This window comes from Arthrobacter sp. GQ119 (assembly GCF_059759125.1).
Genome location: NZ_JCAXEA010000002.1, coordinates 125,791 through 145,768 on the forward strand (window position 1 = coordinate 125,791; position 19,978 = coordinate 145,768).

At 65.6% G+C, this 19,978-nt stretch carries 18 protein-coding genes and 1 pseudogene; 10 read left to right on the forward strand and 9 right to left on the reverse strand.

Translation table 11 applies throughout. From position 1 onward, the window contains the following. Positions 1 to 41 precede the first annotated feature (41 nt). Together AC6CH3_RS02490 and AC6CH3_RS02495 are read right to left on the reverse strand one after the other, a co-directional pair. The gene (locus tag AC6CH3_RS02490; protein ID WP_498130953.1) at positions 42 to 1,085 is read right to left on the reverse strand and encodes an N-acetylglucosamine kinase; all 1,044 of its coding nucleotides are present in this window, start codon (positions 1,083 to 1,085) and stop codon (positions 42 to 44) included. A gap of 29 nt (positions 1,086 to 1,114) precedes the next feature. Then, complete coding sequence (locus tag AC6CH3_RS02495) at positions 1,115 to 2,599, reverse strand: sugar porter family MFS transporter (protein ID WP_498130954.1); 1,485 nt, start codon at positions 2,597 to 2,599, stop codon at positions 1,115 to 1,117. 47 nt (positions 2,600 to 2,646) lie between these two features. On the opposite strand from AC6CH3_RS02495, the gene AC6CH3_RS02500 reads away from it, so the two are divergent. Continuing rightward, a complete protein-coding gene (locus tag AC6CH3_RS02500; protein ID WP_498130955.1) occupies positions 2,647 to 3,360 on the forward strand; it encodes a GntR family transcriptional regulator in 714 nt (237 codons plus the stop codon). Between the two features lie 91 nt (positions 3,361 to 3,451). Here AC6CH3_RS02500 and AC6CH3_RS02505 read toward each other — a convergent pair whose 3' ends face one another. Then, positions 3,452 to 4,816, reverse strand: a complete 1,365-nt coding sequence (locus tag AC6CH3_RS02505) for an HNH endonuclease (RefSeq protein WP_498131138.1) — start codon at positions 4,814 to 4,816, stop codon at positions 3,452 to 3,454. Positions 4,817 to 5,101: 285 nt separating this feature from the next. On the opposite strand from AC6CH3_RS02505, the gene AC6CH3_RS02510 reads away from it, so the two are divergent. Beyond that, the gene (locus AC6CH3_RS02510) at positions 5,102 to 5,986 is read left to right on the forward strand and encodes a GNAT family N-acetyltransferase (protein ID WP_498130956.1); all 885 of its coding nucleotides are present in this window, start codon (positions 5,102 to 5,104) and stop codon (positions 5,984 to 5,986) included. Here the strand turns inward: AC6CH3_RS02510 and AC6CH3_RS02515 are convergent. Further along, a pseudogene (locus AC6CH3_RS02515) lies at positions 5,983 to 6,162 on the reverse strand (transposase); the annotation flags it as partial. The gene AC6CH3_RS02510 and the pseudogene AC6CH3_RS02515 sit on opposite strands and share 4 nt — an antisense overlap. 340 nt (positions 6,163 to 6,502) lie before the next feature. Between AC6CH3_RS02515 and AC6CH3_RS02520 the strand changes: the two are divergent. The 5 genes from AC6CH3_RS02520 (at position 6,503) to AC6CH3_RS02540 (ending at position 12,027) form a co-directional block, all read left to right on the forward strand. Continuing rightward, positions 6,503 to 7,618, forward strand: coding sequence for a phosphotransferase (locus AC6CH3_RS02520; RefSeq protein ID WP_498130957.1), 1,116 nt, complete (start codon positions 6,503 to 6,505; stop codon positions 7,616 to 7,618). 30 nt (positions 7,619 to 7,648) lie between these two features. Beyond that, complete coding sequence (locus AC6CH3_RS02525) at positions 7,649 to 9,010, forward strand: aspartate aminotransferase family protein (protein WP_498130958.1); 1,362 nt, start codon at positions 7,649 to 7,651, stop codon at positions 9,008 to 9,010. A gap of 173 nt (positions 9,011 to 9,183) precedes the next feature. Then, positions 9,184 to 10,110 carry an ABC transporter substrate-binding protein gene (locus tag AC6CH3_RS02530; protein ID WP_498130959.1) on the forward strand — a complete coding sequence of 309 codons (927 nt, stop codon included), beginning with the start codon at positions 9,184 to 9,186 and terminating at the stop codon, positions 10,108 to 10,110. A gap of 151 nt (positions 10,111 to 10,261) precedes the next feature. Next, positions 10,262 to 11,413 (forward strand): ROK family protein, encoded by a 1,152-nt coding sequence (locus AC6CH3_RS02535; RefSeq protein ID WP_498130960.1) that lies wholly within the window; start codon positions 10,262 to 10,264, stop codon positions 11,411 to 11,413. 176 nt (positions 11,414 to 11,589) lie between these two features. Continuing rightward, entirely contained in the window at positions 11,590 to 12,027 is a 438-nt protein-coding gene (locus AC6CH3_RS02540) for a hypothetical protein (RefSeq protein WP_498130961.1), read from the forward strand. Positions 12,028 to 12,096: 69 nt separating this feature from the next. On the opposite strand, the gene AC6CH3_RS02545 is transcribed toward AC6CH3_RS02540, so the two are convergent. From AC6CH3_RS02545 to AC6CH3_RS02565, 5 genes are all read right to left on the reverse strand, one after another. Further along, positions 12,097 to 13,257: an ABC transporter substrate-binding protein gene (locus AC6CH3_RS02545; RefSeq protein WP_498130962.1), complete on the reverse strand. Its 1,161-nt coding sequence runs from the start codon at positions 13,255 to 13,257 to the stop codon at positions 12,097 to 12,099. 147 nt (positions 13,258 to 13,404) lie between these two features. Beyond that, the gene (locus AC6CH3_RS02550; RefSeq protein ID WP_498130963.1) at positions 13,405 to 14,019 is read right to left on the reverse strand and encodes a DUF6919 domain-containing protein; all 615 of its coding nucleotides are present in this window, start codon (positions 14,017 to 14,019) and stop codon (positions 13,405 to 13,407) included. Between the two features lie 332 nt (positions 14,020 to 14,351). Continuing rightward, on the reverse strand, positions 14,352 to 15,860 hold the full coding sequence (locus tag AC6CH3_RS02555) for an MFS transporter (protein WP_498130964.1): 1,509 nt from the start codon (positions 15,858 to 15,860) through the stop codon (positions 14,352 to 14,354). A gap of 81 nt (positions 15,861 to 15,941) precedes the next feature. Continuing rightward, positions 15,942 to 16,595 (reverse strand): response regulator, encoded by a 654-nt coding sequence (locus AC6CH3_RS02560; RefSeq protein ID WP_498130965.1) that lies wholly within the window; start codon positions 16,593 to 16,595, stop codon positions 15,942 to 15,944. Positions 16,596 to 16,599: 4 nt separating this feature from the next. Next, a complete protein-coding gene (locus tag AC6CH3_RS02565) occupies positions 16,600 to 17,553 on the reverse strand; it encodes a HAMP domain-containing sensor histidine kinase (protein WP_498130966.1) in 954 nt (317 codons plus the stop codon). A 236-nt stretch (positions 17,554 to 17,789) separates the two neighbouring features. Between AC6CH3_RS02565 and AC6CH3_RS02570 the strand changes: the two genes are divergently transcribed. From AC6CH3_RS02570 to AC6CH3_RS02580, 3 genes are all read left to right on the forward strand, one after another. Then, a complete protein-coding gene (locus AC6CH3_RS02570) occupies positions 17,790 to 18,062 on the forward strand; it encodes a cation:proton antiporter regulatory subunit (RefSeq protein ID WP_498130967.1) in 273 nt (90 codons plus the stop codon). Between the two features lie 61 nt (positions 18,063 to 18,123). Further along, the gene (locus AC6CH3_RS02575; RefSeq protein ID WP_498130968.1) at positions 18,124 to 19,608 is read left to right on the forward strand and encodes a DUF1538 domain-containing protein; all 1,485 of its coding nucleotides are present in this window, start codon (positions 18,124 to 18,126) and stop codon (positions 19,606 to 19,608) included. Beyond that, entirely contained in the window at positions 19,605 to 19,955 is a 351-nt protein-coding gene (locus AC6CH3_RS02580) for a P-II family nitrogen regulator (protein ID WP_498130969.1), read from the forward strand. Before AC6CH3_RS02575 ends, AC6CH3_RS02580 begins: the two co-directional genes overlap by 4 nt. Positions 19,956 to 19,978: the final 23 nt, after the last annotated feature.

Genomic DNA, 19,978 nt, shown 5'->3' on the forward strand with positions numbered 1-19,978 from the left:
ATCGGATGGAATGAGGCCGGAACCTGGGTCAGGCAACTGGTTCAGGTAACTGGGTTAGGCGGGGAAGAGGACGGGCCGCGGCGGTGGTCCGCAGCAGGCTGGGCGGAGTTGGCAGCGTCGGATGCCAGTTTCACCGCACCCCAGGCAGGGGCCCTCTCCAGCACCCGGACGTCCGCCAGCCCGCGTCCTGCCAGCAGCCCGCTGACGCGTTTCGCCAGGGCAGGCTGGTTGACGAGCATCCCGCCCGCCAGCAGGACGGGAGGAGCGTCAGCGCCCGAAACGTCGGCGCCCGGATCGTCGGCGCCCGGATCGGTGCCTCCGGGCAGGAGGCCCAGCCGATCGTTGACCGCCGTGGCCAGCGATGCCAGCTGCTGCGCGGCGTCCTCGGCGATCGCGAGGCTGACGGCGTCTCCCCGGGCTGCGGAGGCGAACACCGTTCCGGCAAGGCTCGCCCAGTACCGCCGTTCCGGGGTGCGGTAGAACAGGTCCAGCAGCGCCGGCGGCCCGGAGACGCCCACCCGTTCCAGAAGGTCTGTCGATAACGGCCCGGCGGGCCGGCCGCGATCGTACTCGGCAAGGGCGTTGCGCACGGCGCTGCGGGCGATGGCGTACCCGCTGCCTTCGTCGCCCAGCAGGTAGCCCCAGCCGCCTGCCCTGGCTTCACGGCCGTCCTCACTCAGCGCCCACGCTGCGGAGCCGGTGCCCGAGATGACCACGGTGCCGGCCTCCAGGCCGCCGGCGGCGAGGATGATGCGCGTGTCGTGGACCACCTGGATCCGGGCCCCTGGGAAAGTCCGTGACAGCAGGCCGGCGAGGCGTTCCCGACTCTCCGGGGTGTCTGCCCCGGCCGCCCCCGCGCAAACAGCCTGAATGCCGTGGCCGGCGTCGCGGTTTCCCAGCTGCGCGGCGAGGCCGTCCAGCGCGGCGGCCGCCGCCTCTTCGCCGACTGAGGCGATGTTCGCACTGCATACGATGCACTCGGAAGCCTGCTGCGCGCCGTCGTCGGGGGTTCGACTCACCGCGTGGGCAGCCAGGATGGCGTGGGTCTTGGACCCGCCGATGTCGAGGCCGAGTACTCGGCCCATGCCAGTGGCACGGCCCGGAACCGGCGGCATTACTTGGCCGCCGGCATGCTGCCGGTCTGTTCGGGCCAGCGGGCGCCGTTTTCCCAGTAATGGCGGATTTCTTCGAGGTTCCGTCCCTTGGTTTCCGGTGCCAGGCGGTGCACGAAGATGAAGCCGGCGACGGCGAGGAGGCCGAAGACCGCGAACGTGCCCGCCCCGCCGAGCCGCTGCAGCATGGTCAGGAAGAACGCTGCGACGATGACGTTGGCCACGAGGTCGGAGGTCAGCATGGCGCTGGCGCCCAGGGAGCGCAGCCGTGCGGGGAAGGACTCACCGGCGTACACCCAGACCAGTGCGCCGAAGCCGAAGGTGAAGCCGACGGTGAACAGCAGGACCCCCAGGAACCCGATGACGGTCAGTGCTCCGCCGAAGTCGCGGCCCACCATGAAGACGGCAACGAGGATGATGTTGGCGACGATCATCATGCCGATGCCGCCCAGGAGGATGGGCCGGCGTCCCACCTTGTCCACGAGGGAGAGCGACACGAAGACGGCGACCAGGGCGGCGGCCTGCACCAGGGCGGGCAGCAGGAGCAGTGCCGCGTTGCCGGTGAAGCCCATCGCCTCGAAGATCCGCGGGCTGTAGTAGACCACGGCGTTGATGCCGGTGATCTGGATGAAGAACCCGAGGCCCACCACGAAGACGGTTGCCTTCAAATACGGGGAGCGGAGCATTTCGCGCAGGGCTCCGCCGCGCTCCTCGCTGATGGCCCGCTTCATGTCGGCCAGTTCGGCGTCCACATCGGCGTGGGGTTCAATCGACGCCAGGGTGCGGCGGGCGTCCTCGGTGCGGCCGCGCATCATGTACCAGCGGGCGGTGTCGGGGAGCCGGAGCGTGACGGCGAGGACCAGCACGGCGGGGATGGCGGCCAGGCCCAGCATCAGGCGCCAGTTCTCGGTGGCCGACAATGCGTACGCCGCCAGGTAGCCGGCGATGATGCCGATGACGGTGGCCACCTGGTAGGCGACGAGCAGGGCGCCGCGGACCTTTGGAGGCGCGGATTCGGCCACGAAGACGGGCACCACCACCACCGAAATGCCGATGGTGAGGCCCAGCAGCAGGCGGGCGATGAGCAGCATCGGGACGTCCGCCGCCAGGGCGCTCAGCGCCGCGAAGGCTGCGTAGGCGCCGGCGACGCCCACCATGCAGACCTTGCGGCCGAGGAGGTTGGCGAGCCAGCCGCCCAGCACGGCGCCGAGGACTTCACCGACGACGACGGCGGTGGTCACCAGTTCCTGCTCACCGGTGGAGAGCTGGAACTCCTTGGTGATGAAGAGCAGGGCGCCGGCGATATTCGAAAGATCGTAGCCGTAGATTATGCCGATGGTGGCGGCGGTGCCGCCGACGAGCAGGCCCAGACGGGGCGTCTGGCGTAGGTCTTGCAGGAACGACATCTTTGGGTCCTTGTCTGCCTGTGGTGGGGAAGTGGCTTCGGATTCCGGCGTTTGCCAGAATTGGTATAAACCAATTTCCACTATTTTGGCGTAGACCAATTTTCCTGTCAATAGGTAATATCGCAATCATGGAGACCCGTCCCGCCGCGCCGCCGAAGTACTACGTACTCAAGGAGCAGATCCTTGCCCTCATTGAGGACGCGGCCCCCGGTACCCTCATCCCCACCGAGCGGGCGCTCGCGGAGCAGTACGCCACGTCCCGCACCACGGTCCGGCAGGCCATCGGGGAACTGGTGTCCGAGGGGCGCCTGGACCGGACCCAGGGGAGGGGCACGTTCGTCGCTCCGCCGAAGGTCACACACGTCCGGCAACTCACGTCGTTCTCGGATGATGCCGCGAGCCAGGGCATGACGGCATCTGCCAGGATCCTGGACATCGGTCCGGTACCCGCCGATCCGGCGATTGCACGGCGGCTCGGGCTGGCACCCGGGACGGAGGTCCACCGCGTTGAACGGATAAGGCTGGTCAACGGCGAGCCGCTGGCCCACGAGACAGCCTTCCTGGCCGGCGACCTGCCGGACCTGGCGCACAACGTGGAGGTCCGCGGGTCCCTGTATGCGGCCCTAGGCGAGGACTACGGCATCCGCATCAGCGAAGTGGAGGACGCCGTGGAGACCAAACTTGCAGGCCCTGATGAAGTCCGGTTGCTCGACGTCGAAATGGGCGCCCCTATGCTGCTGGTCCACCGGCAGGGCTTCGCCCTCGACGGAAAGCCTGTTGAGTGGACCCGCTCAGTCTTCCGGGGCGACAGGTTCCGCTTCGTGGCCAGGATGCACGTCTAGGCCGCGTCTTCCTCTGGGTGCCGCCAGACATGGGCTGTGTGCAGGCACGTAGTCCTGTGACAGGCCGCCGGGGACGGGTCACTTGACGGTTTCAGGAGGCTCGGGGGAGCCATTCCGGTTGGCTGAGTAGCCGTTCAGCCGGGCTGGTTCCGGGGAGTGGGGGTGCAGTGGAGTGGTAGGTGTGGCCGGTGGGTGTCTGGAGTTTGAAGGTGTGCCGTGGGCCGGGCCGTGGGATGGCTTTCCATCCGGGTTTTTCTTTGGTGTGGTTGCAGGCTTCGCACAGACCGGCGCCGTTGGCCAGGGTGGTCCTCCCGCCGGTGTGCCAGGGGATGATGTGGTCGTGGTGGCGGATCGGGGCGTCGCAGTACGGGGTGCGGCAGGTGTCATCGCGGGTCTGGATGAAGCGGCGCAGCCCTGCCGGGAAGAGCCGTGCCCGGGAGTCCATCGCTACCAGCTCACCGGTCCCGGGGGCGGTGTAGAGCCGGCGGAGCCACGCCTTGAGTGCCTGGCGGCTGGTGGCCCCGCCCGGGTCGGGTTCCTGGCCCGCGGTGCTCCCGCCATCGTTGGGTTCCTGACCGCCGGTAGCCTCTCTGGTCTGGATCAGGGTGCGGGCCCAGCCTGCCGGGACGGTGCCGTAGCCGGTGAGGCGGGCCGGTTCGCTGTCGGCCCGGAAGAGGGTGCGGTCGGTCATGACGAGCTGGATCTCGACCCCGCTGATCCCACCCGGGGCGCCGGTGGTCCATTCGACGAGGGCGTCGGCCATGATCTGGCCACGGGAACGGGAGTCGCCGTCCGAGCGCAGCGTATCGGCCTGGCGGCTGAGCGCGGCGTACACGGCGACGCCCTGGGCGACGGGCAGCAGCGCGGTCAGGTAGGTCATGGTGTCCGGGGCCGGTCGCAGGCTGACGCGCCGCTCGGCGGCTGCGTGGCTCGCCCGCTGGGTGACCGAGCGGGGATCCCGCCGGTACGCAGCAGCCTTAGCCGCGGCCACGATCGCCCTATCGCCTGAACCGTCGAAGGTTCCGGTGTCGGCGGCGAGCTCGTCGTCGACGGCGCACCGGTCAGCCGCGGACAGGCAGGCCGTTTCTTTCACCAGCAGGGTGGCGCGCCATTCATTCAACTGCCCGGTGTCCAAGGCGGCCAGGGTGTGGGGCATCTCGGTCAGCAAGGCCTTCGCCAGGCCCAGCAGCCGGGAGCCGCGGGCCGGGGATTCGTGCCGGGCGAGCGCGATCTGCGCGGCGACGTCCTGGCCCTGCTCCGCCACCGGGACCCCGGCCTCGGCCTGGGCGCGGCGCTGGGCGGCATCGAAGGCCACAGCGATCCTCGCCTGCAAACCGGCGACCGCAGACTTCAGCTCCTCCAGCCCGCGCAACTGGTCGATCAGCCCGGCACCGTCGGCGGCCAGCTGCAGCGACCCCGCCGCGGCGAGTAGGTCCTCCACAGTGACACAGGACATCTCGGCATTGGGGGCGGCGGCATCCGGAGCGACGGCGCCGGCAAGGCCGGCGCCGGGTGGCGCCGCTGCCAGTATCAGATCGGATTCCCCAATGCCGTCCATACACACAGTGTTCCAGAGGGGTCAGACAAAATAGGGAATCCACTCATTTCATCCAACTGAAGGAGCATGGAGGTCTTGTGCCGGAGCGCAACCTGCATTGGATACAACATGACCAGCGTCCCGCTTGAGCTCGCTCAGTCGGGCGCGCCCCGTAGAATCCGATCGGAGAGGGGAGGGACAGCTGTGCTCGAAGTGACGACGCCCGACGTCTCACGGCTCGCACAGGTCGGAGAGACGCTTGCACGATGGCAGGTGGATGGAGGCCCCGTCCACCTGCATCCTGGTGACCTCGGCTGGTATTCGCTGCGCGGCGCCGAGGAGACGGCATCGTCGATACGGATCTGGGCGGACGATGCGACACCATCCGCCATCGGCCTTCTCGATGGCCCGCAGCTCCTTCGTCTGGCGGTCGACCCGACGCGACGGGACGACACCGGCCTTGCAACGCGGATCGCAGACTCGGTCGAAGACCCCGAAGGCGGCGTGTTCGCCCCCGGACAGGCGACGGTGGAGGCGCGAGGCGCTGATGCTCTGACGCGAACGCTGGGACGACAAGGCTGGCAAGAGGACGAACCGTGGATTCCATTGCGCTTCGATCTCTCCGCACCTGTCCAGCCGACCGGTACCCTTATCGAGACGATCGACGAGGACCGGGCCGGAGAATGGGTCGGCGTGCACTGGTCCGCGTTCCGGGGCACTCCGCTCGATGATGGCGTGAGGCAGACGTTCGTCAACCGATGGCTGACGATGACCTCCGGGCCCTTCGCAGAGGCATCGCGTAACCTCGTCGCCTTCGATGAGAACGGGAAGGCGGTCGCGGTGACAACGGTATGGTCTGCCGGACCGGGGCGTCCCGGCCTCATCGAGCCTATGGGCGTGCGTCGGGACCACCGTGGGCGCGGTTACGGGGTGGAGATCACGCGCGCGGGAGCGGCGGTGCTGCGGGAGATGGGTTCCTCCAGTGTCGTGGTGGCCGCCGAAGGAGCCAATAGCGGCGCTCTGGCAACTTACCTCGCGGCTGGGTTCGTCCCTGCCACGCCCGTAGTGGACATGTCACGCGGCGACTAGGGTATGTCTCCCAATAGAGTCGCCCAGGTGAGGGCGGCGTGGAGGGCGGCCCCGGCACGGAAGGTGATGGCGAGCTTGTCGTAGCGGGTCGCGATACCGCGCCATTGCTTGACCAGCCCGAAGGAGCGCTCGACGACGTTGCGATCCTTGTACGCATCTTCGTCGAAGGTGGGCGGCCCTGAATTCGGTGGAAATCTATTTGGAGATCCACCAATAGCGCTGACATTTGGGGGCCCCGATGCAACACCGCTTATTCTCCCCGCGTCGTAGAAGACGCCGTCGACCCGCTTGGAGTCCGCTGCATCAGGGCCTCCTGCGCGTTGGGCAGTGTCACTCCGCTGATCGCCGCCCTGCCCGTCAGAAAACTGTTGACAATGGGCGTTTAAGGATTTAGATTCATAGTGAATAAAAAACTCTCAGCTCGGTCGAACGGATGCAGATGGCTGACAACGACCGAGGCCTCTCATAACACCAGCCGGAGCTCCTGATTTTTCCTTCGACCCTTGAAAGGGTGACATGAGTCCATCTCTTGACCCCACCGCACTTCATACCGGCCTGGCGCGGACCATCACGGGGGGCGTCAATAGCGACTCTGCTTTCATCGACACCGTCGCATCAGAGAGCGGACTCCTTGTGGAACAGTCTCAGCTCGCCGACTCAGCTGTCTTGGAGCTCCTTGAACAGTCCTACGGCCTGAACGGCAACCTGAAACGCATTCCCACTGAGAAGGACGAGACTTTTCGTCTGCAGGACGGAAATGACATGTATCTTGTCAAGCTGTCCACAGCCGATGAGGATCCGGTGATAGTCCACCTGCAGACGGCATGCATGGAGCATCTGGAACTGACCGCCCCCGAACTTCCGGTGCAGCGTGTAGTAAAGAGCCTTACGGGGAGTACCGAAGTCCATATTCCGTCACCGGAAGGACCCTTTGACCGGGTGCTTCGCGTGATGCGCTTCATGCCAGGCGAGTTGCTGGCCCACCACGGGGCGTCCGCTGGCCAGCTTCAGTTGGTGGGCTCAAGCCTTGCCCGTCTGGGTGTTGCTTTGCAGGACTTCGATCATGCCCGCGCCGACCGCTTGCTCCTGTGGGACCTGAAGCACTTCCACCGGATGCGGCCGCTGCTTGACTATGTCGAGGAGCAGCACAAACGCTCCCTGGCCGAAGACATTTTCGACCGGTTCGACGAGACAGTGGTTCCGCTGCTGGACACCCTGACCTCTCAGGTAGTCCACGGCGATTTCAGTCCGTTCAACATCCTCGTCGACCCGGACAGCCCGGACTACGTGACCGGGATTATCGACTTCGGAGACGCCGTGCGGACACCGGTGATCTTCGACCTCAGCGTCACCATGGCCAACCTCCTGGGAGCAGATCCGTCCAGCCCCTGGGAGCACGCACTGCACGTCATGGATGGCTATTTGACTATCCGTCCGCTGCCCGTTCAGGAGTTGGAGGCCCTGATCATCTCAGCCCAGGCCCGCCTGCTCCTGCGGGCCCTGATCACGGGGTGGCGGGCAAACCAATTGCCCCAAAGGCGCGATTATCTGCTCTCCCACTCCAAGCCGGACTGGGACCGGCTCGCCGCCACCGCCGCCGCCCCAGCACCAAAACTGCCTTCCACACCCTGAACCTGACGCACTAGCCATCAAGGAGACATCATGAGCACCACTCCCCAAACCATCCGCAAGCCGTCCCGGGCCATGATCAATGGCTTTGATCCCAACCGCCTTAGCGAGCTCCCGGATCAGATGCAGAAGAGCATCCGGCGCCGGGACCAGAGCCTCGGACCCGGATACCGGCTCTTCTACGACACCCCCCTGGAAATCGTTCGCGGCAAGGGCGTCACGTTGTTTGACCGCGAGGGAAATGACTACCTCGACGTTTACAACAACGTCCCCTCGGTCGGCCACGCCCACCCGCGGGTCATCGCGGCCGTCCACGAGCAGATGCAGACGCTGAACACCAACACCCGGTACGTCCAGGAATCCATCCTCGACTACTCCGAGCAGCTCCTTTCCACGTTCCCCGCAGAGCTTGGCCATGTCATGTTCACCTGCACCGGGTCCGAAGCCAATGACCTCGCCATGCGCGTGGCAAAATACGCCACCGGAAACCAGGGCATCATCGTCACCTCCGGCGCGTACCACGGCCTGACAACCGAAGTAGCGTCCTTCTCGCCGTCCCTGGGCGCGGGTGTGCCCCTGGGTGCGAACGTGCGGGTCATCGACGCCCCCGACGCCCTGCGGTACTCATCCGATCAGGGGTCCCTGCAGGATCACCTGCGGAACCAGGTCCGTGCCGCCATCGCCGACCTGCACCGGCACGGCATCGGAGTGGCGGCCTTCATCGCCGACAGCATCTTCTCCTCCGACGGTGTCTTCGCCGGCCCGACAGGCTTCCTGCGCCCGATCATCGAAGAGGTTCACGCCGCCGGCGGCCTGTACATCGCAGATGAAGTCCAGCCCGGATTCGGCCGCACCGGCGAGGAATGGTGGGGCTTCCAGCGCCACGGAATCGTCCCGGACATCGTCACCATCGGCAAGCCCATGGGCAACGGCATCCCCGTCGCGGCAGCCATCTTCAAGCCCGAACTGCTGGTGGAGTTCGGCAAGAACATCCGCTACTTCAACACCTTCGGCGGGAACTCCGTAGCCATCGCCGCTGCCCAGGCCGTCCTGGACGTGATCCGCGACGAATCACTCATAGAAAACGCCCGGAAGGTCGGCGAAAAGATCATCACCGGGCTGAAGGACCTCAGCCAGGGCCTGGACCAGGTCGCAGAAGTCCGCGGAAGCGGCTTCTTCATCGGTGTCGACCTCGTCACTGACCGATCCACACTCGCACCTAATGGGGAGGCCGCCGCCGGCATTGTGAACGCCCTCCGGGAGGACCGGATTCTCATCTCGGCCTGCGGCGCCCAGGGCAATGTCCTGAAGCTCCGCCCCCCGATGCCCTTCTCCACCACTGATGCCGATCGCCTGCTCGAAGGAATGGGCCGGGCCTTCAAGGCACTTCGCTAAGACCTAACATCAAACCGGTCGGCGTAGATGCTGACACCAACTGCTTGGGGAGTGCCTTCCACCGTGAAGGCACTCCCCAAGGCGCAGAATGCCCCTTTGGCCCGGGGAGTCGTACTAAACAGCCTCACTCATTCAGCGGATCACTTCAGCTGAAACCATCGAAGGGAATCACCATGAAGACCAAAAACAAAGTCCAGACTGCGGCGGCCGGACTTACGCTCCTGCTGGCCCTCACTGCCTGTGGCGGCGCTGCCACCGGCACCCAGGGAGCGGACATTCCCAAGACGCAGAACACCCGTGACGTCTCCGAGGGTGTCCAGCCGGATGCGGCCGCGGTGGCGCTGCTGCCGGAGTCCTACAAGGCCAAGGGTGAACTGACCGTGGCGATGGATTTGAGTTCCCCGCCGATGACGTTCCTGGCCGAGGACAACTCAACCCCGATTGGCGTGAACCCGGACCTCGCCCGTCTGGTGGCCAAGAAGCTCGGCCTGAAGCTGAAGTTCGAGAATACGGCGTTCGACACGATCATTCCCGGTATCGACGGCGGCCGCTACGACTTCACCGCCACCACCATGTCCGCCACCGAAGAGCGGCTGAAGGTCCTGGACATGATCAACTACATTAAGGGCGGCTCGGCCATTGCGGTGCCCCACGGCAACCCCAACAATCTGGCCAACGACGCGCTCTGTGGCAAGAACATCGGCGTGACCAAGGGCTCCACCCAGCAGCTCAAGCACCTGCCGAACGTCTCGAAGTGGACCTGTGAGGAAAAGGGCAAGCCGGCCATCAACGGCGTGACGCTGCCCAACGTCCAGGAGGCCCTGACGCAGCTGGACTCCAAGCGGATCGACGGCGTTTTCTATGACGCCAGTGGCCTGGCCTGGGCCGCAGAGCAGCAGCCCAACCACTTCACCGTCCTGGAGCCGCGGATGGATACCCGCACGAACACCAACGTCGCCATGGGGGTCAAGAAGGGCTCACCATTGACACCGGCCCTGCAGAAGGCCATCCAGTCCGTTCTGGAATCCCCGGAATACAAGGAGTCCCTGGAGTACTGGGGCCTGGGCGAATCAGCCATCACCGAAGCCACAATCCGCTAGTACCAATGGGTGCGCCCATGCTCCCGCCCATTGAGATCGTGACAATCGAAACCAGCTTTCAAGCCGCCGGAAACCAATAACCCCCATATCGACGAAACCGGGACATTCGGCCATGTCCCGGTTTCGGTCCCTAGCTCGTTAAGGTTGTGCCATGAGTAGCAACCCCACGGTACGTGACTACAACAAGGCTTCAGTCCTTGATGCCGTCCTTTCGGAGGCGCCTTTGACGCGCAACAGGCTGATTGAACTGACGCGTTTGAGCCAGGCGACGGTGTCCCGGAAGGTGGATGAGCTTCGTTTTGACGGTTTCGTTGTCGAGCAGGGGGTCAATGCGGTTCCGCGCCGCGGTCGGCGCTCCACGTACCTGGATGTACCCGGGACGGCGGGGCACGTTGTCGGTATCGCCCTCGGGGCGCGAACCACGTGCGTCCTGGTTACGGACCTGAGGGGTCGCGAGGTTAGGCACGTGATTGTTCCCAGCCTTGAGGGCGGCGATGTTGGAACGACTGCCGAGTGGCTGGTGGACCTGATTGCGGAGACCAGTGAATCGGCAGAGGGGCCATTGCGTCAAATCGTCGCCGCGCTGCCCGGCCGTGTCCGGAATGGCGCTAAATGGTCCGGGACACCGGAATCAAGGAAGACGCTCACCGGTTCTCTTCTCCAGAATTCTCTTGAAGATCGGTTGAAGGCTCCCGTGGTCCTTGAGAGCGATGCCAGTGCGTCCCTGCGGGGGATCCTGAAGGATGATGCGAGCATAGGGAATGCCGCTTTGTTCATGCTTAGTACGGTGCTGAGCTTCGCCAGTTGTACTGATCATGAAATCGCCCAGGGGCGGACCCCTGCTTTCGGTGACCTTGGTGGTGTTCTCTTCTCCGGTGTCGGCAACGAGACCCTCGATGGGCTGTTGAGCATAAAGGGCCTCCTCCAATTCGCCGGGGGCCGGGGACTGGACCTGGAGGGCATCGAAGCGCTCTGGTCCCAGCCGCAGGAAGCGGCGTCCCGCGCGGAAGTGGTGGAGGCGTTTACGACGGCGGTCGTCAGCGCTGTCGGTGCCGTTGCAGTTACGCTGGACCCGGAGTCCGTGTACTTTGTGGGTCGTTTGAGTCCGCTGGTGGACGAAGTCCTTCCCGAGGCGCGCAGACGGCTGGCGCAAAGCCTTCCCAGCGTCCCGGAGATCAGGGTCGTGCCGCAGGTGATCGGACTGTCGGTGGCCCGGGGAGCGGCGTATGCCGGACTGGCCCTGGCCCAGTCCCGGCTCCGGGAATCGATGCTCGAGGCCCGTCGCGAGGACCACAGCCTGTAGCAGCTGACATCCGGTCCTCTTGGCGTGTGAGGTGTTCAGCGGCCCGGATCTTTACGCCGTGCTGCGGTGCATTAAGCCATATTGCGTCCCGAGTCCGGGCGTGTCCAAGAGCATTGTGGACAGACCGTTCGGGTGGTTGGTTTGGTGCACAGGCATCCGACAGAATGGGGACCCTGATGATCACGGCTTTGGCTCAGCGCATCCGCACGCAGTGCAGCAGAGAACTGAGGGTGTTCAGGGACCAGGTGTCCGCCTTGGTTTGGCAGGACATCGGAACCGGAGGCCTGGAAGGCGCTGCGACGGCCATGGCCAGCCGGCCCTCCCTGGCCTCGCCCGGCGTCACCGTGGACATCGTGGGTTTTACGGAGTGGCAGCCCGCCGCCGGAACGGCTTCGGTGGGTGTCACCGTCGCTCTCCGTCCTGGTGCCGGGCGTTCGTTGGCAGGCGTCCATTGGGAAGAAGCCCACGCCTGGGCCTGTGCCGTGGCCGACGGACCGTGGACGCTCGCGGAGTTCATCGGCTCGGAGGAGGCGCCCGGGGGCGTGGTGTTCCACTACCTCCTCAAGGACCCCGTCACCTTCTACCCCCTCGACGAACTTCAGGGAGCGCTGTAAGCGCAGGATTAAAAGAGGAGATCCGGCGGGAACGTTCCCGCCGGATCTCCTTTTATGCTTTCGCTTCCGTCACTCCTTGCCGAGCCCGGCGGCGGACGTCTTCTGTCCCCTAACACCGTTCAGGGTGGAGAGGTCGAAGATGCCGTTGAGGTCGGCCTGCTTGGTGGTTCCGGCGTCCACGCCGTCCTGCTGGAGCTTCTTGAAGGCTCCGGCCAGCGGGTCCACCGTGAACACAATGTTCTGCAGCGACCGGTCGATGACGTCCTGCTGCAGCGCTTTGCCCGTCGTTTCCTTCAGGGCGGCGTTCAGCTTCGTGGCCTTTTCGGCGTCCGGGGTGTCGTTGAGCCACTGCACGGCCTGGACGTGGCCCTTGAGCAGGGCTTCCACCGTTTGCGGGTGCTCTGCGGCGAACTTCTTGTTCACAATCAGGATGGTGGTGGGGAACTCGCCCGGCTTGCCGGTCTGGGATCCGTCCCACAGGTCCTTCTCATCGACCAGGACCTTGGCCCCGGCCTGGAGCACCAGACGGGACGCCCACGGCTCCGGCAGCCAGGCGCCGTCGAGCTTTCCGTTCTGGAACAGCTTCAGCGTCTGGGCGTTTTCGGTCGGGTTGATGGCGACGTCCCCGCCGCCGTCGGGGTTGGTCTTGAAGCCCTGCTTGGCGAGCCAGGCGCGCAGCGCCACATCCTGCGTACCGCCCAGCTGCGGGGAAGCCAGGGTCTTGCCTTTCAGGTCGGCTGCAGACTTGATTTCCGGCTTCACCACAAGCTGTGCACCGCCCGAGGCAGCGCCCGCGATAATGCTGATGGACTCGCCCTTGCTCTTGACGAACGAGTTGATGGCCGGGTTCGGGCCGATGTACGTCGCGTCGATGGCCCCGGCATTCAGTGCCTCCACCGCGGCGGGGCCGGCGTTGAAGACCTGCGTGGACAGCTTGGTGCTGCCCAGGTTCTTCGCTATGAAGCCTTCGTTGACGCCCACCAGGGCCGGGGCATGCGTGATGTTGCCGAAGTAGCCCAGCTTCAGTTCTGCGGCCAGACTGGTGGCAGCGGCAGTGTCGGTTGCCGTGGCGGTGTTGCTGGCTGCCGTGTTCGCCACGGCGGCGCCGGCGCCGAGGAGGGCGAGCACGCCGACGGCGATTCCGATCTGGAGGCGCCGTGGACGCTTCGGGCTGTTGGTTCCTCCGGCGGTGATGCGGGTGGATCCTGGGTTGTCCTGGGAGTTCGACATGGTGTTCCTTCGGTGATGGGAGGGAGCGTTGAACTGACGTTACGTAGAGCCGCCAGGCCAAAACAACGCCCGCCGTAGCGGGGGTTCACCGGAGTTCTTTGGAGTTAATCGGACGTCTCAAAGGGGTCACCAAAAAGCCGCACTGCGTCAAAAACCGGCCGGGACCGACCGCAACGCCTCGAGGATCGCAGGGAGCAGGTGCTGGCTCCGTCCCCACACCGGATCGAGGACTTCGACGTACCAGGAGTCAGCAAGGAGCAGGGCAAGGGTCTCGTTGCTTTCCTCCGCCCAGTCCCGGATCTGGTCCGACTCGATGGGCGTCTCACTGGTCCCCAGCACGGTGACCACCTCGTCGCCGTCGAGCGTCACGGGAACTGACGCACTGCTCATTTCCCCCGGGGCATGGGCGATGGCAACGAACTCCGTCCGCGACGAAAGCTGCAGGAGCCGCCGTGCGGATTCGGCGGAGCAGAATCCCGTCACGTATTCCCGCTGTGCAGTGCCGGTGTCCGCCGCGAGTCCCGGCTGGGATTCCTTCGTGAAGAGCCCGCTGCGATTGATGTTGGCGAGTTGGCCTGCGATGGGCAGGGTTTCGTCGTCAAAGCGTGGGGCAAGGGTTCCCGCCTGGTACTCGCTCTTGCCCTCCAGCCAGCGTGCGGTCAGCTCCCCGGCGGCCGCAAGCGTGCTGGCCTGCCGCCACACCTCCCTGTCCACCAAGAGCCGGCCATAGCTGTCCCGTTCGTCCGTGAAGTGATGATTCATAGTTTCGAGCCTAGGCGGAGCAGGCGCCGGCTGGACAGGCGACGTGACGGATGCGGACACAGCATGAACCGCCGTGACTCCGTGTCTCTTTCGGTTTTGGGGCCCCGCACCCGTTGCCTGCTTCTCCGCAGGCGAATAGCCTGTGTCTCGGCAGTGTTCTTCAAACCTTGTTGGGGGGAGGCTTGAATCGCCTCATCTCTGGGGACACTTGCCGGAAAAAGGCTGGCTCCATGGTCTCAGCACGCCTGGAGCCAGCTTTCGGCATTTTGGCCGGATTCTTCCCGGGCGCGTGATTCCAGCGGGTTCTGACTCAACCAGAGGCGAGTTCTGACTCAACCCGAGGACGAGGAGTCTGCGTTCGCGGTTTCCTTCCCGTCTGCAGCTGCCTGGGCGTACGAGGCCGAAACCCGGCGGTAAACCGGGGTCAGGAAGGCCAGCAGCGCGGCCACGATCATGATGATCCCGGCGATCAGGAACACCAGGGCGATGCCGCGGGAAATGCCCTCGCCCAGCAGCGGGGCCAACTGCGCGGCGCCTTCGGCGGACCGCGCATACGGGATGATCCAGAACTGGGCGATCGGCGCGATGAGGAACGCGGTGATCGGTGCTGCCGCAGACTCGAAGGCCATGGCGAATCCGAACACCCGGCCCTGCCGGTGCAGCGGCACCATCTGCTGGATGACCGTCTGCTCGGCGGCCTCCACGACAGGGATCAGGACCAGGTACAGCCAGATGCCGGCGACGTATAGCCATGCCCATTCCCGCACCGTAAACACGGCACCGAGAAAGCCCATCACGATCACTGCGAGAAGCATGCTGCGCAACGGGTTGGCCCCCAGTCCGAACTTGCCGATCAGCGCACCGCCCACGATGAAGCCGGTGGAGCCGAGAGCGAAGACGGCCCCCCACAGCTCCACGGGGAACATCTCCAGGCCATAGGGGTCCATCAGCGCCATGTACACGCCGCCGATGAAGTTGTTGAAAGTGGAGAACAGGATGAGCGCGAACAGCCCCCCGATGGCCAGCACGGCGGCAATGGAACCGCGCAGATCGAACGCTCCGTGCGCGTCCGTGGCGGCCACCCGGACCTCCTCGGGCATGCGCAGCGTGAGCAGGTGCAGGAAGGCCAGCGCCGTGAGCACCACGGCGACGACGACCGTCCAGCCCATGCCCAGCAGCCCGACCGACAGGCCGGAGAGCACCGAGGTGACGATGAATGCCAGGCCCTGCACCATACCCACCATCCCGTTGGCGTTGGCCCGCCGGTCCGGTTCGATGAGGATGGTGACTGTGGTGGAAAGGGCAACGTTGCGCATGTTCTCCACCACCGCGCCGACCAGGATGATCAGGGCAAAGAGCCAGAACCACGGCTGCGTCAGGTCCAGGAGCCTGGGGGTTGGTGTCAGCAGGAACATGACCCCGGAGAGCACGAACATCACCAGTGTGAACGCTGCGGCAAAGCGCATCACGGCGAGCTTGCGGTAACGGTCCACGAAGGTGCCGAAGCTGATGCTGGAAAGGGCGATCAGCAGCATGTACGCGCCGCCGATCACCCCCGTGGCGATCACGTTGCGCGTCTCCAGGTAGACCCAGAACGTCAGGGCGAACCACAGATAGCTGGTCGTGATGTTGGCGAGGGCGGTGTTCACCAGGATCCCGGCAAAGGTGCGGGACCGCTCGGCCGGACTGCGCAATGACGTGTCGACGGCGCCGGGATCCGCCAGGCGCGGGGCCTCGCCGTCCTCGACCTGCGCGGACGTGGCGGCCGCGTCCCCGGAAAGGTTCGCGGCGCCGTCGGGAGCTTCAGCGGCGCTGGACGGGGCCGGTTCCTGCTCGGTCATGCGTCCCAGTGTAATGACAACGGCAGGGCGGGGTCACGGTCGGGAACCATTGGATGCCTGCCCGGATGTATTCGGGACGGCTTACGGCTCGATGAGCCCCGTGCGGATGGCAAACCTTGTGAGGTCCAGCCGGTCGCGCAGCCCCAGCTTCTGCAGTACGTTAGCGCGGTGGCGATCGACGGTCTTCACGCTGATGCTGAGGATCTCGGCGATCTCCCTGGCGGAGTTCCCCTCTGCGATGAGCTTGGTAATCTGCTCCTCGCGGGGTGTGAGGATGCTGTCCGGCATCCGGTCGCCACGGCGGTCGCGTTCCAGATAGTCACGGATGAGCGCGGTGACCGCACCGGGGTAGAGGAACGACTCACCGCGCATCGCTGCGCGGCAGGCCTCGATGAGGTCGCGGTCGGCGACCGACTTGAGCACATAACCCGAGGCCCCGGCGCGCAGCGCCTCGAAGAAGTACTGCTCGTTGTCGTACATCGAGAGGATGAGGATCCGCACATCGGGTGCGGTCCGCGATATCTCCCGTGCCGCCTGGATGCCGGTCATCTGGGGCATGGCGATGTCGAGAACTGCGAGATCCACCCCGCCGGCGGCCGCGGCGGCGACGGCCTCAGTTCCGTCGGCGGCCTCGGCCACGACGGTGAGGTCTGGCTCCGCGTCGAGGATCAGGCGAAGGCCGCGGCGGACCAGGGCATGGTCGTCGGCGAGAAGGATGCGCGTGGGTTCGCCCATCGGCTCAGCTCCCCGCCCCGGCGCCCGGAACGACGAGGCGAACGTCGGTCCCCCCGCTCGGCCGTGCGGCGACCGTCAGCTCTGCACCGATGAGCAGGGCGCGTTCGCGCATCCCGCGGATACCGGCGCCCTCGCGGAGGTCACCGCCGCCTTGCCCGTCGTCGCGAATCCGCAGGGTCAGCCCCGCTGTCGACGAGGTGAGCGCAAAATCGACCCGTGTCGCGTGCGCGTGCCGGGCGACATTGGTGAGCGCCTCCTGCGCGATGCGGTAAAGCACCAGCTCGACCTCCCCGCTGAGCTCTGGGAGGTCGTCATCGAGCTCCCAGGTCACCGGGATCCCGCTCGAACGGGAGAACTCCGAGCCCAGCGAACTCAGTGCGCTCCGTAGGCCAAGGTCCGCGAGCACGCCCGGGCGCAGGCGCTGGGCCACCTGGCGGACCTCCTCCAGGCTCGCACGGACCGCTTCCTGGGCGACCAGGCTCTCCTCTCGGAGATCGTCGGGAGATCGGTCGACGACCCGCTTGAGACTGAGGAGAGCAACGGTCAGGCTCTGGCCGATCTGGTCGTGCAGTTCCCGCGAGATCCGCTGGCGTTCCCCCTCCTGGGCGGCCAGCGCGAGGGCGCTGCTCGCGCTGTTCTCCGCCTCCAGCCGGTCGAGCATCTCATTGAAGGTGCGGATGAGATGCCCGAGGTCGCCGTTGCCGGCCTCCGGCGCCCGGTCGCCACCGCGCCGCAGCGGGCCCACGCGGCGCATCACGGCCGTCAACGCGTCCAACGGCGCCAGACTGGCCCGCACCAGGGCGGCGTTCGCAGCGAGGATGAGAGCCAACCCGATGAGCAGGACCGGTACCTCGGTGAGCAGGACAGGCGAGGACACCGTCGCCGGCGAGAGGGCCAACACGAGCGTGCCGATCGCAAAGAGCAATCCGTTGATGATGAACAGGCGCCAGAACAGCAACTGTGCCGGTCCTTTCGGAGGCAAGCCGCTTGTTGCGCCGGTGGCCCTGGTTTCGGGCGGAGTCCGCATCCGACTAGCTTTTCGCGGCCCGCGTCCTTTGTCCATGAGGGCTCACCCCCACGGGCGGCGAAACCCCGGGGCGCGCCGCTCCGGAAATGGGTGTCAGGCCCCATGGCACCTCCTTTCCCGTAAGGGGAGACTGAATATACCCCAGAACCGACGGAACGGAGGGCCCGATGGAAACCACCCACTCCACCGTGCCCGGCGCCGGCGTGCTGCACGACTGCCTGACCCGCGACGGCCAGCAATTCCGCATTGTCGTCGAGCGTCCCGGCAGACGCGAAATCTTCGTCTACGACTCGGCGGAGCCCGATCGGGTCGTGGCAAGGATCGTGCTCGAGGAGGACGAGGCCGATCAGGTCGCCGAGCTCCTGCATACCCAGCCGATCACCGATCGCATAGCCGAACTCGAACGCCGGGTCGCCCAGCTCGCGGGGAGCGGGCGATGAGGATCGTGTGCCCGCCGCTGAAAAGCCCGGTACTCACAGGATCACTCCGGGAGAGGACCCGATGGAGCACCTCAGCCGATTCGCCCGCGAATTCCTAAAGGCGCTCAGAAACCTTCTGCCCATCGTTATCGTCGTTGTTCTGTTCCAACTGCTGGTGTTCCGCTCCATGCCCGATGACCCACTGGAGCTGGTGGCGGGGCTCCTGATCGTGGCTGTAGGCATTGCCCTGTTCCTGTATGGCCTGGATCTGAGTATTTTCCCTGTCGGCAAGAACCTGGCTAACCAGTTCGTTCGGAGCGGGGCCCTGGCGTTGTTGCTGCCCTTTGGGTTTGCCATTGGCTTCGCTGCCTCCGTCGCGGAGCCGGCGGTGATCGCTGTCGCGGAGCAGGCCCAGTTGGTCAGCGATGGTCGGATCAATGCGCTGGTGCTGCGCTTCGTCATCGCTGTGTCGGTGGGGCTGGTCCTGGTCCTGGGCATCCTGCGTGTCCTGCGGGGCTGGGCGGTGTACAAGCTGCTGATCGCGGGGTACGCGATGGCGCTGGGACTCACGTATGTCGCCCCGCCGGAGATCATTGGTCTTGCCTACGATTCGGGCGGGGTCACCACGAACATCGTCAGTGTCCCGCTTATCGCGGCGATCGGTCTCGGCCTGGCTAATTCCATCAGGGGACGCAGCCTGCTCGCCGACGGGTTTGGCCTGGTCGCGCTGTGCGTGATGGTGCCCCTGATCGGAGTCCAGCTGTACGGCATCTGGGTCTACACCTTCGGCGATGCCGGGGCGGCGCCGCCCGTCACCGGCGCCGGGGAGGACTCAACGGATTGGGTGGTGGGCATGATCCTTGGCCTCGCCTCAATGCTCCGAGAGGTCCTGCCCATTGTGGGCGTGGTCCTCTTCTTCCAATGGGTCGCTCTGCGGCGCAGGCTGCCCCACCCCCTGCGGGTTGTCATCGGCTTCATCATGGTCCTCGTGGGACTGTATGCCTTCGTGGTGGGACTCAAGCTCGGGCTGTTCCCGCTCGGGACCCTGATGGCGGAGCAGTTGATCGAGCAGGGAGTCCCGGCCCTGATCCTGCTGTTCGCGCTGCTCATCGGCTTTGCCGTCACCATGGCCGAACCTGCCCTGGTGGCCATCGGAGACCAGGCGCAGGACGCATCTCCGGGCAAGATCAGCGCATCCGCCGTCAGAGTTATTGTCGCCGTTGGTGTAGGCCTCGGGATCGGATTCGGCGTCTACCGCATTCTGGTGGGAGGGCCGTTCCACTACTTCATCATGACCGCCTACGCCGTTGCTATCGTGCTGGTGTTCTTCGCCCCGAAGTACATCATCGCGCTGGCCTTCGACCTCGGCGGGGTGACGACGTCGGAGGTCACCGTGCCGCTGGTAACCGCTCTGGGGATCGGCCTGGCGGGCGCCGTGGAAGGACGGGACGTGCTGATCGACGGGTTTGGCCTGATCGCGTATGCCTCCATCTTCCCTGTCATTTCCGTCATGGTGTATGCCATGGTGATGGAGAAACTTCCCCTTCTGAGGAGGGAACCGGCATGAAATTCACAGCAGTCATCGTGATCGCCCCGGATGAGCTTGAGGACAGGGTGATTGAACACGCCCAGCGGGCCGGTGCCACGGGTGTGACCATTTTGCCGGGCAAGGGCATCGGGGGCGAGGCCAGGAAAACGTTTTTCGGGCTCACCTTCGAAGGGACCCAGTCCGTGCTGCTGATGATCGTGGGGACACACCTGACCGCGCCGATCCTGAAGGAACTGCACTCGATCCTGGTTCAAGGAACCGAATCCCGCGGCCTGGCCTTCGCGATCCCGATCGAGCACCTGACCGGGATCGACATGCGGCAGGTGGTCAGGTTCGAGGAGCACCTGCGCCGTGAGGGTGCCTGAGCTGGTCCATATCTTTACAAGGA

Bases quoted from the DNA above. Each gene is read 5' to 3' on its own strand.
- AC6CH3_RS02525 (WP_498130958.1), top strand. From the start codon at position 7,649: ATGAGCACCACTCCCCAAACCATCCGCAAGCCGTCCCGGGCCATGATC.
- AC6CH3_RS02500 (WP_498130955.1), top strand. From the start codon at position 2,647: ATGGAGACCCGTCCCGCCGCGCCGCCGAAGTACTACGTACTCAAGGAG.
- AC6CH3_RS02560 (WP_498130965.1), bottom strand. From the start codon at position 16,595: ATGGGCGAACCCACGCGCATCCTTCTCGCCGACGACCATGCCCTGGTC.
- AC6CH3_RS02580 (WP_498130969.1), top strand. From the start codon at position 19,605: ATGAAATTCACAGCAGTCATCGTGATCGCCCCGGATGAGCTTGAGGAC.
- AC6CH3_RS02550 (WP_498130963.1), bottom strand. From the start codon at position 14,019: ATGAATCATCACTTCACGGACGAACGGGACAGCTATGGCCGGCTCTTG.
- AC6CH3_RS02575 (WP_498130968.1), top strand. From the start codon at position 18,124: ATGGAGCACCTCAGCCGATTCGCCCGCGAATTCCTAAAGGCGCTCAGA.
- AC6CH3_RS02540 (WP_498130961.1), top strand. From the start codon at position 11,590: ATGATCACGGCTTTGGCTCAGCGCATCCGCACGCAGTGCAGCAGAGAA.
- AC6CH3_RS02555 (WP_498130964.1), bottom strand. From the start codon at position 15,860: ATGACCGAGCAGGAACCGGCCCCGTCCAGCGCCGCTGAAGCTCCCGAC.
- AC6CH3_RS02530 (WP_498130959.1), top strand. From the start codon at position 9,184: ATGAAGACCAAAAACAAAGTCCAGACTGCGGCGGCCGGACTTACGCTC.
- AC6CH3_RS02490 (WP_498130953.1), bottom strand. From the start codon at position 1,085: ATGGGCCGAGTACTCGGCCTCGACATCGGCGGGTCCAAGACCCACGCC.
- AC6CH3_RS02505 (WP_498131138.1), bottom strand. From the start codon at position 4,816: ATGTCCTGTGTCACTGTGGAGGACCTACTCGCCGCGGCGGGGTCGCTG.
- AC6CH3_RS02535 (WP_498130960.1), top strand. From the start codon at position 10,262: ATGAGTAGCAACCCCACGGTACGTGACTACAACAAGGCTTCAGTCCTT.
- AC6CH3_RS02570 (WP_498130967.1), top strand. From the start codon at position 17,790: ATGGAAACCACCCACTCCACCGTGCCCGGCGCCGGCGTGCTGCACGAC.
- AC6CH3_RS02520 (WP_498130957.1), top strand. From the start codon at position 6,503: ATGAGTCCATCTCTTGACCCCACCGCACTTCATACCGGCCTGGCGCGG.
- AC6CH3_RS02545 (WP_498130962.1), bottom strand. From the start codon at position 13,257: ATGTCGAACTCCCAGGACAACCCAGGATCCACCCGCATCACCGCCGGA.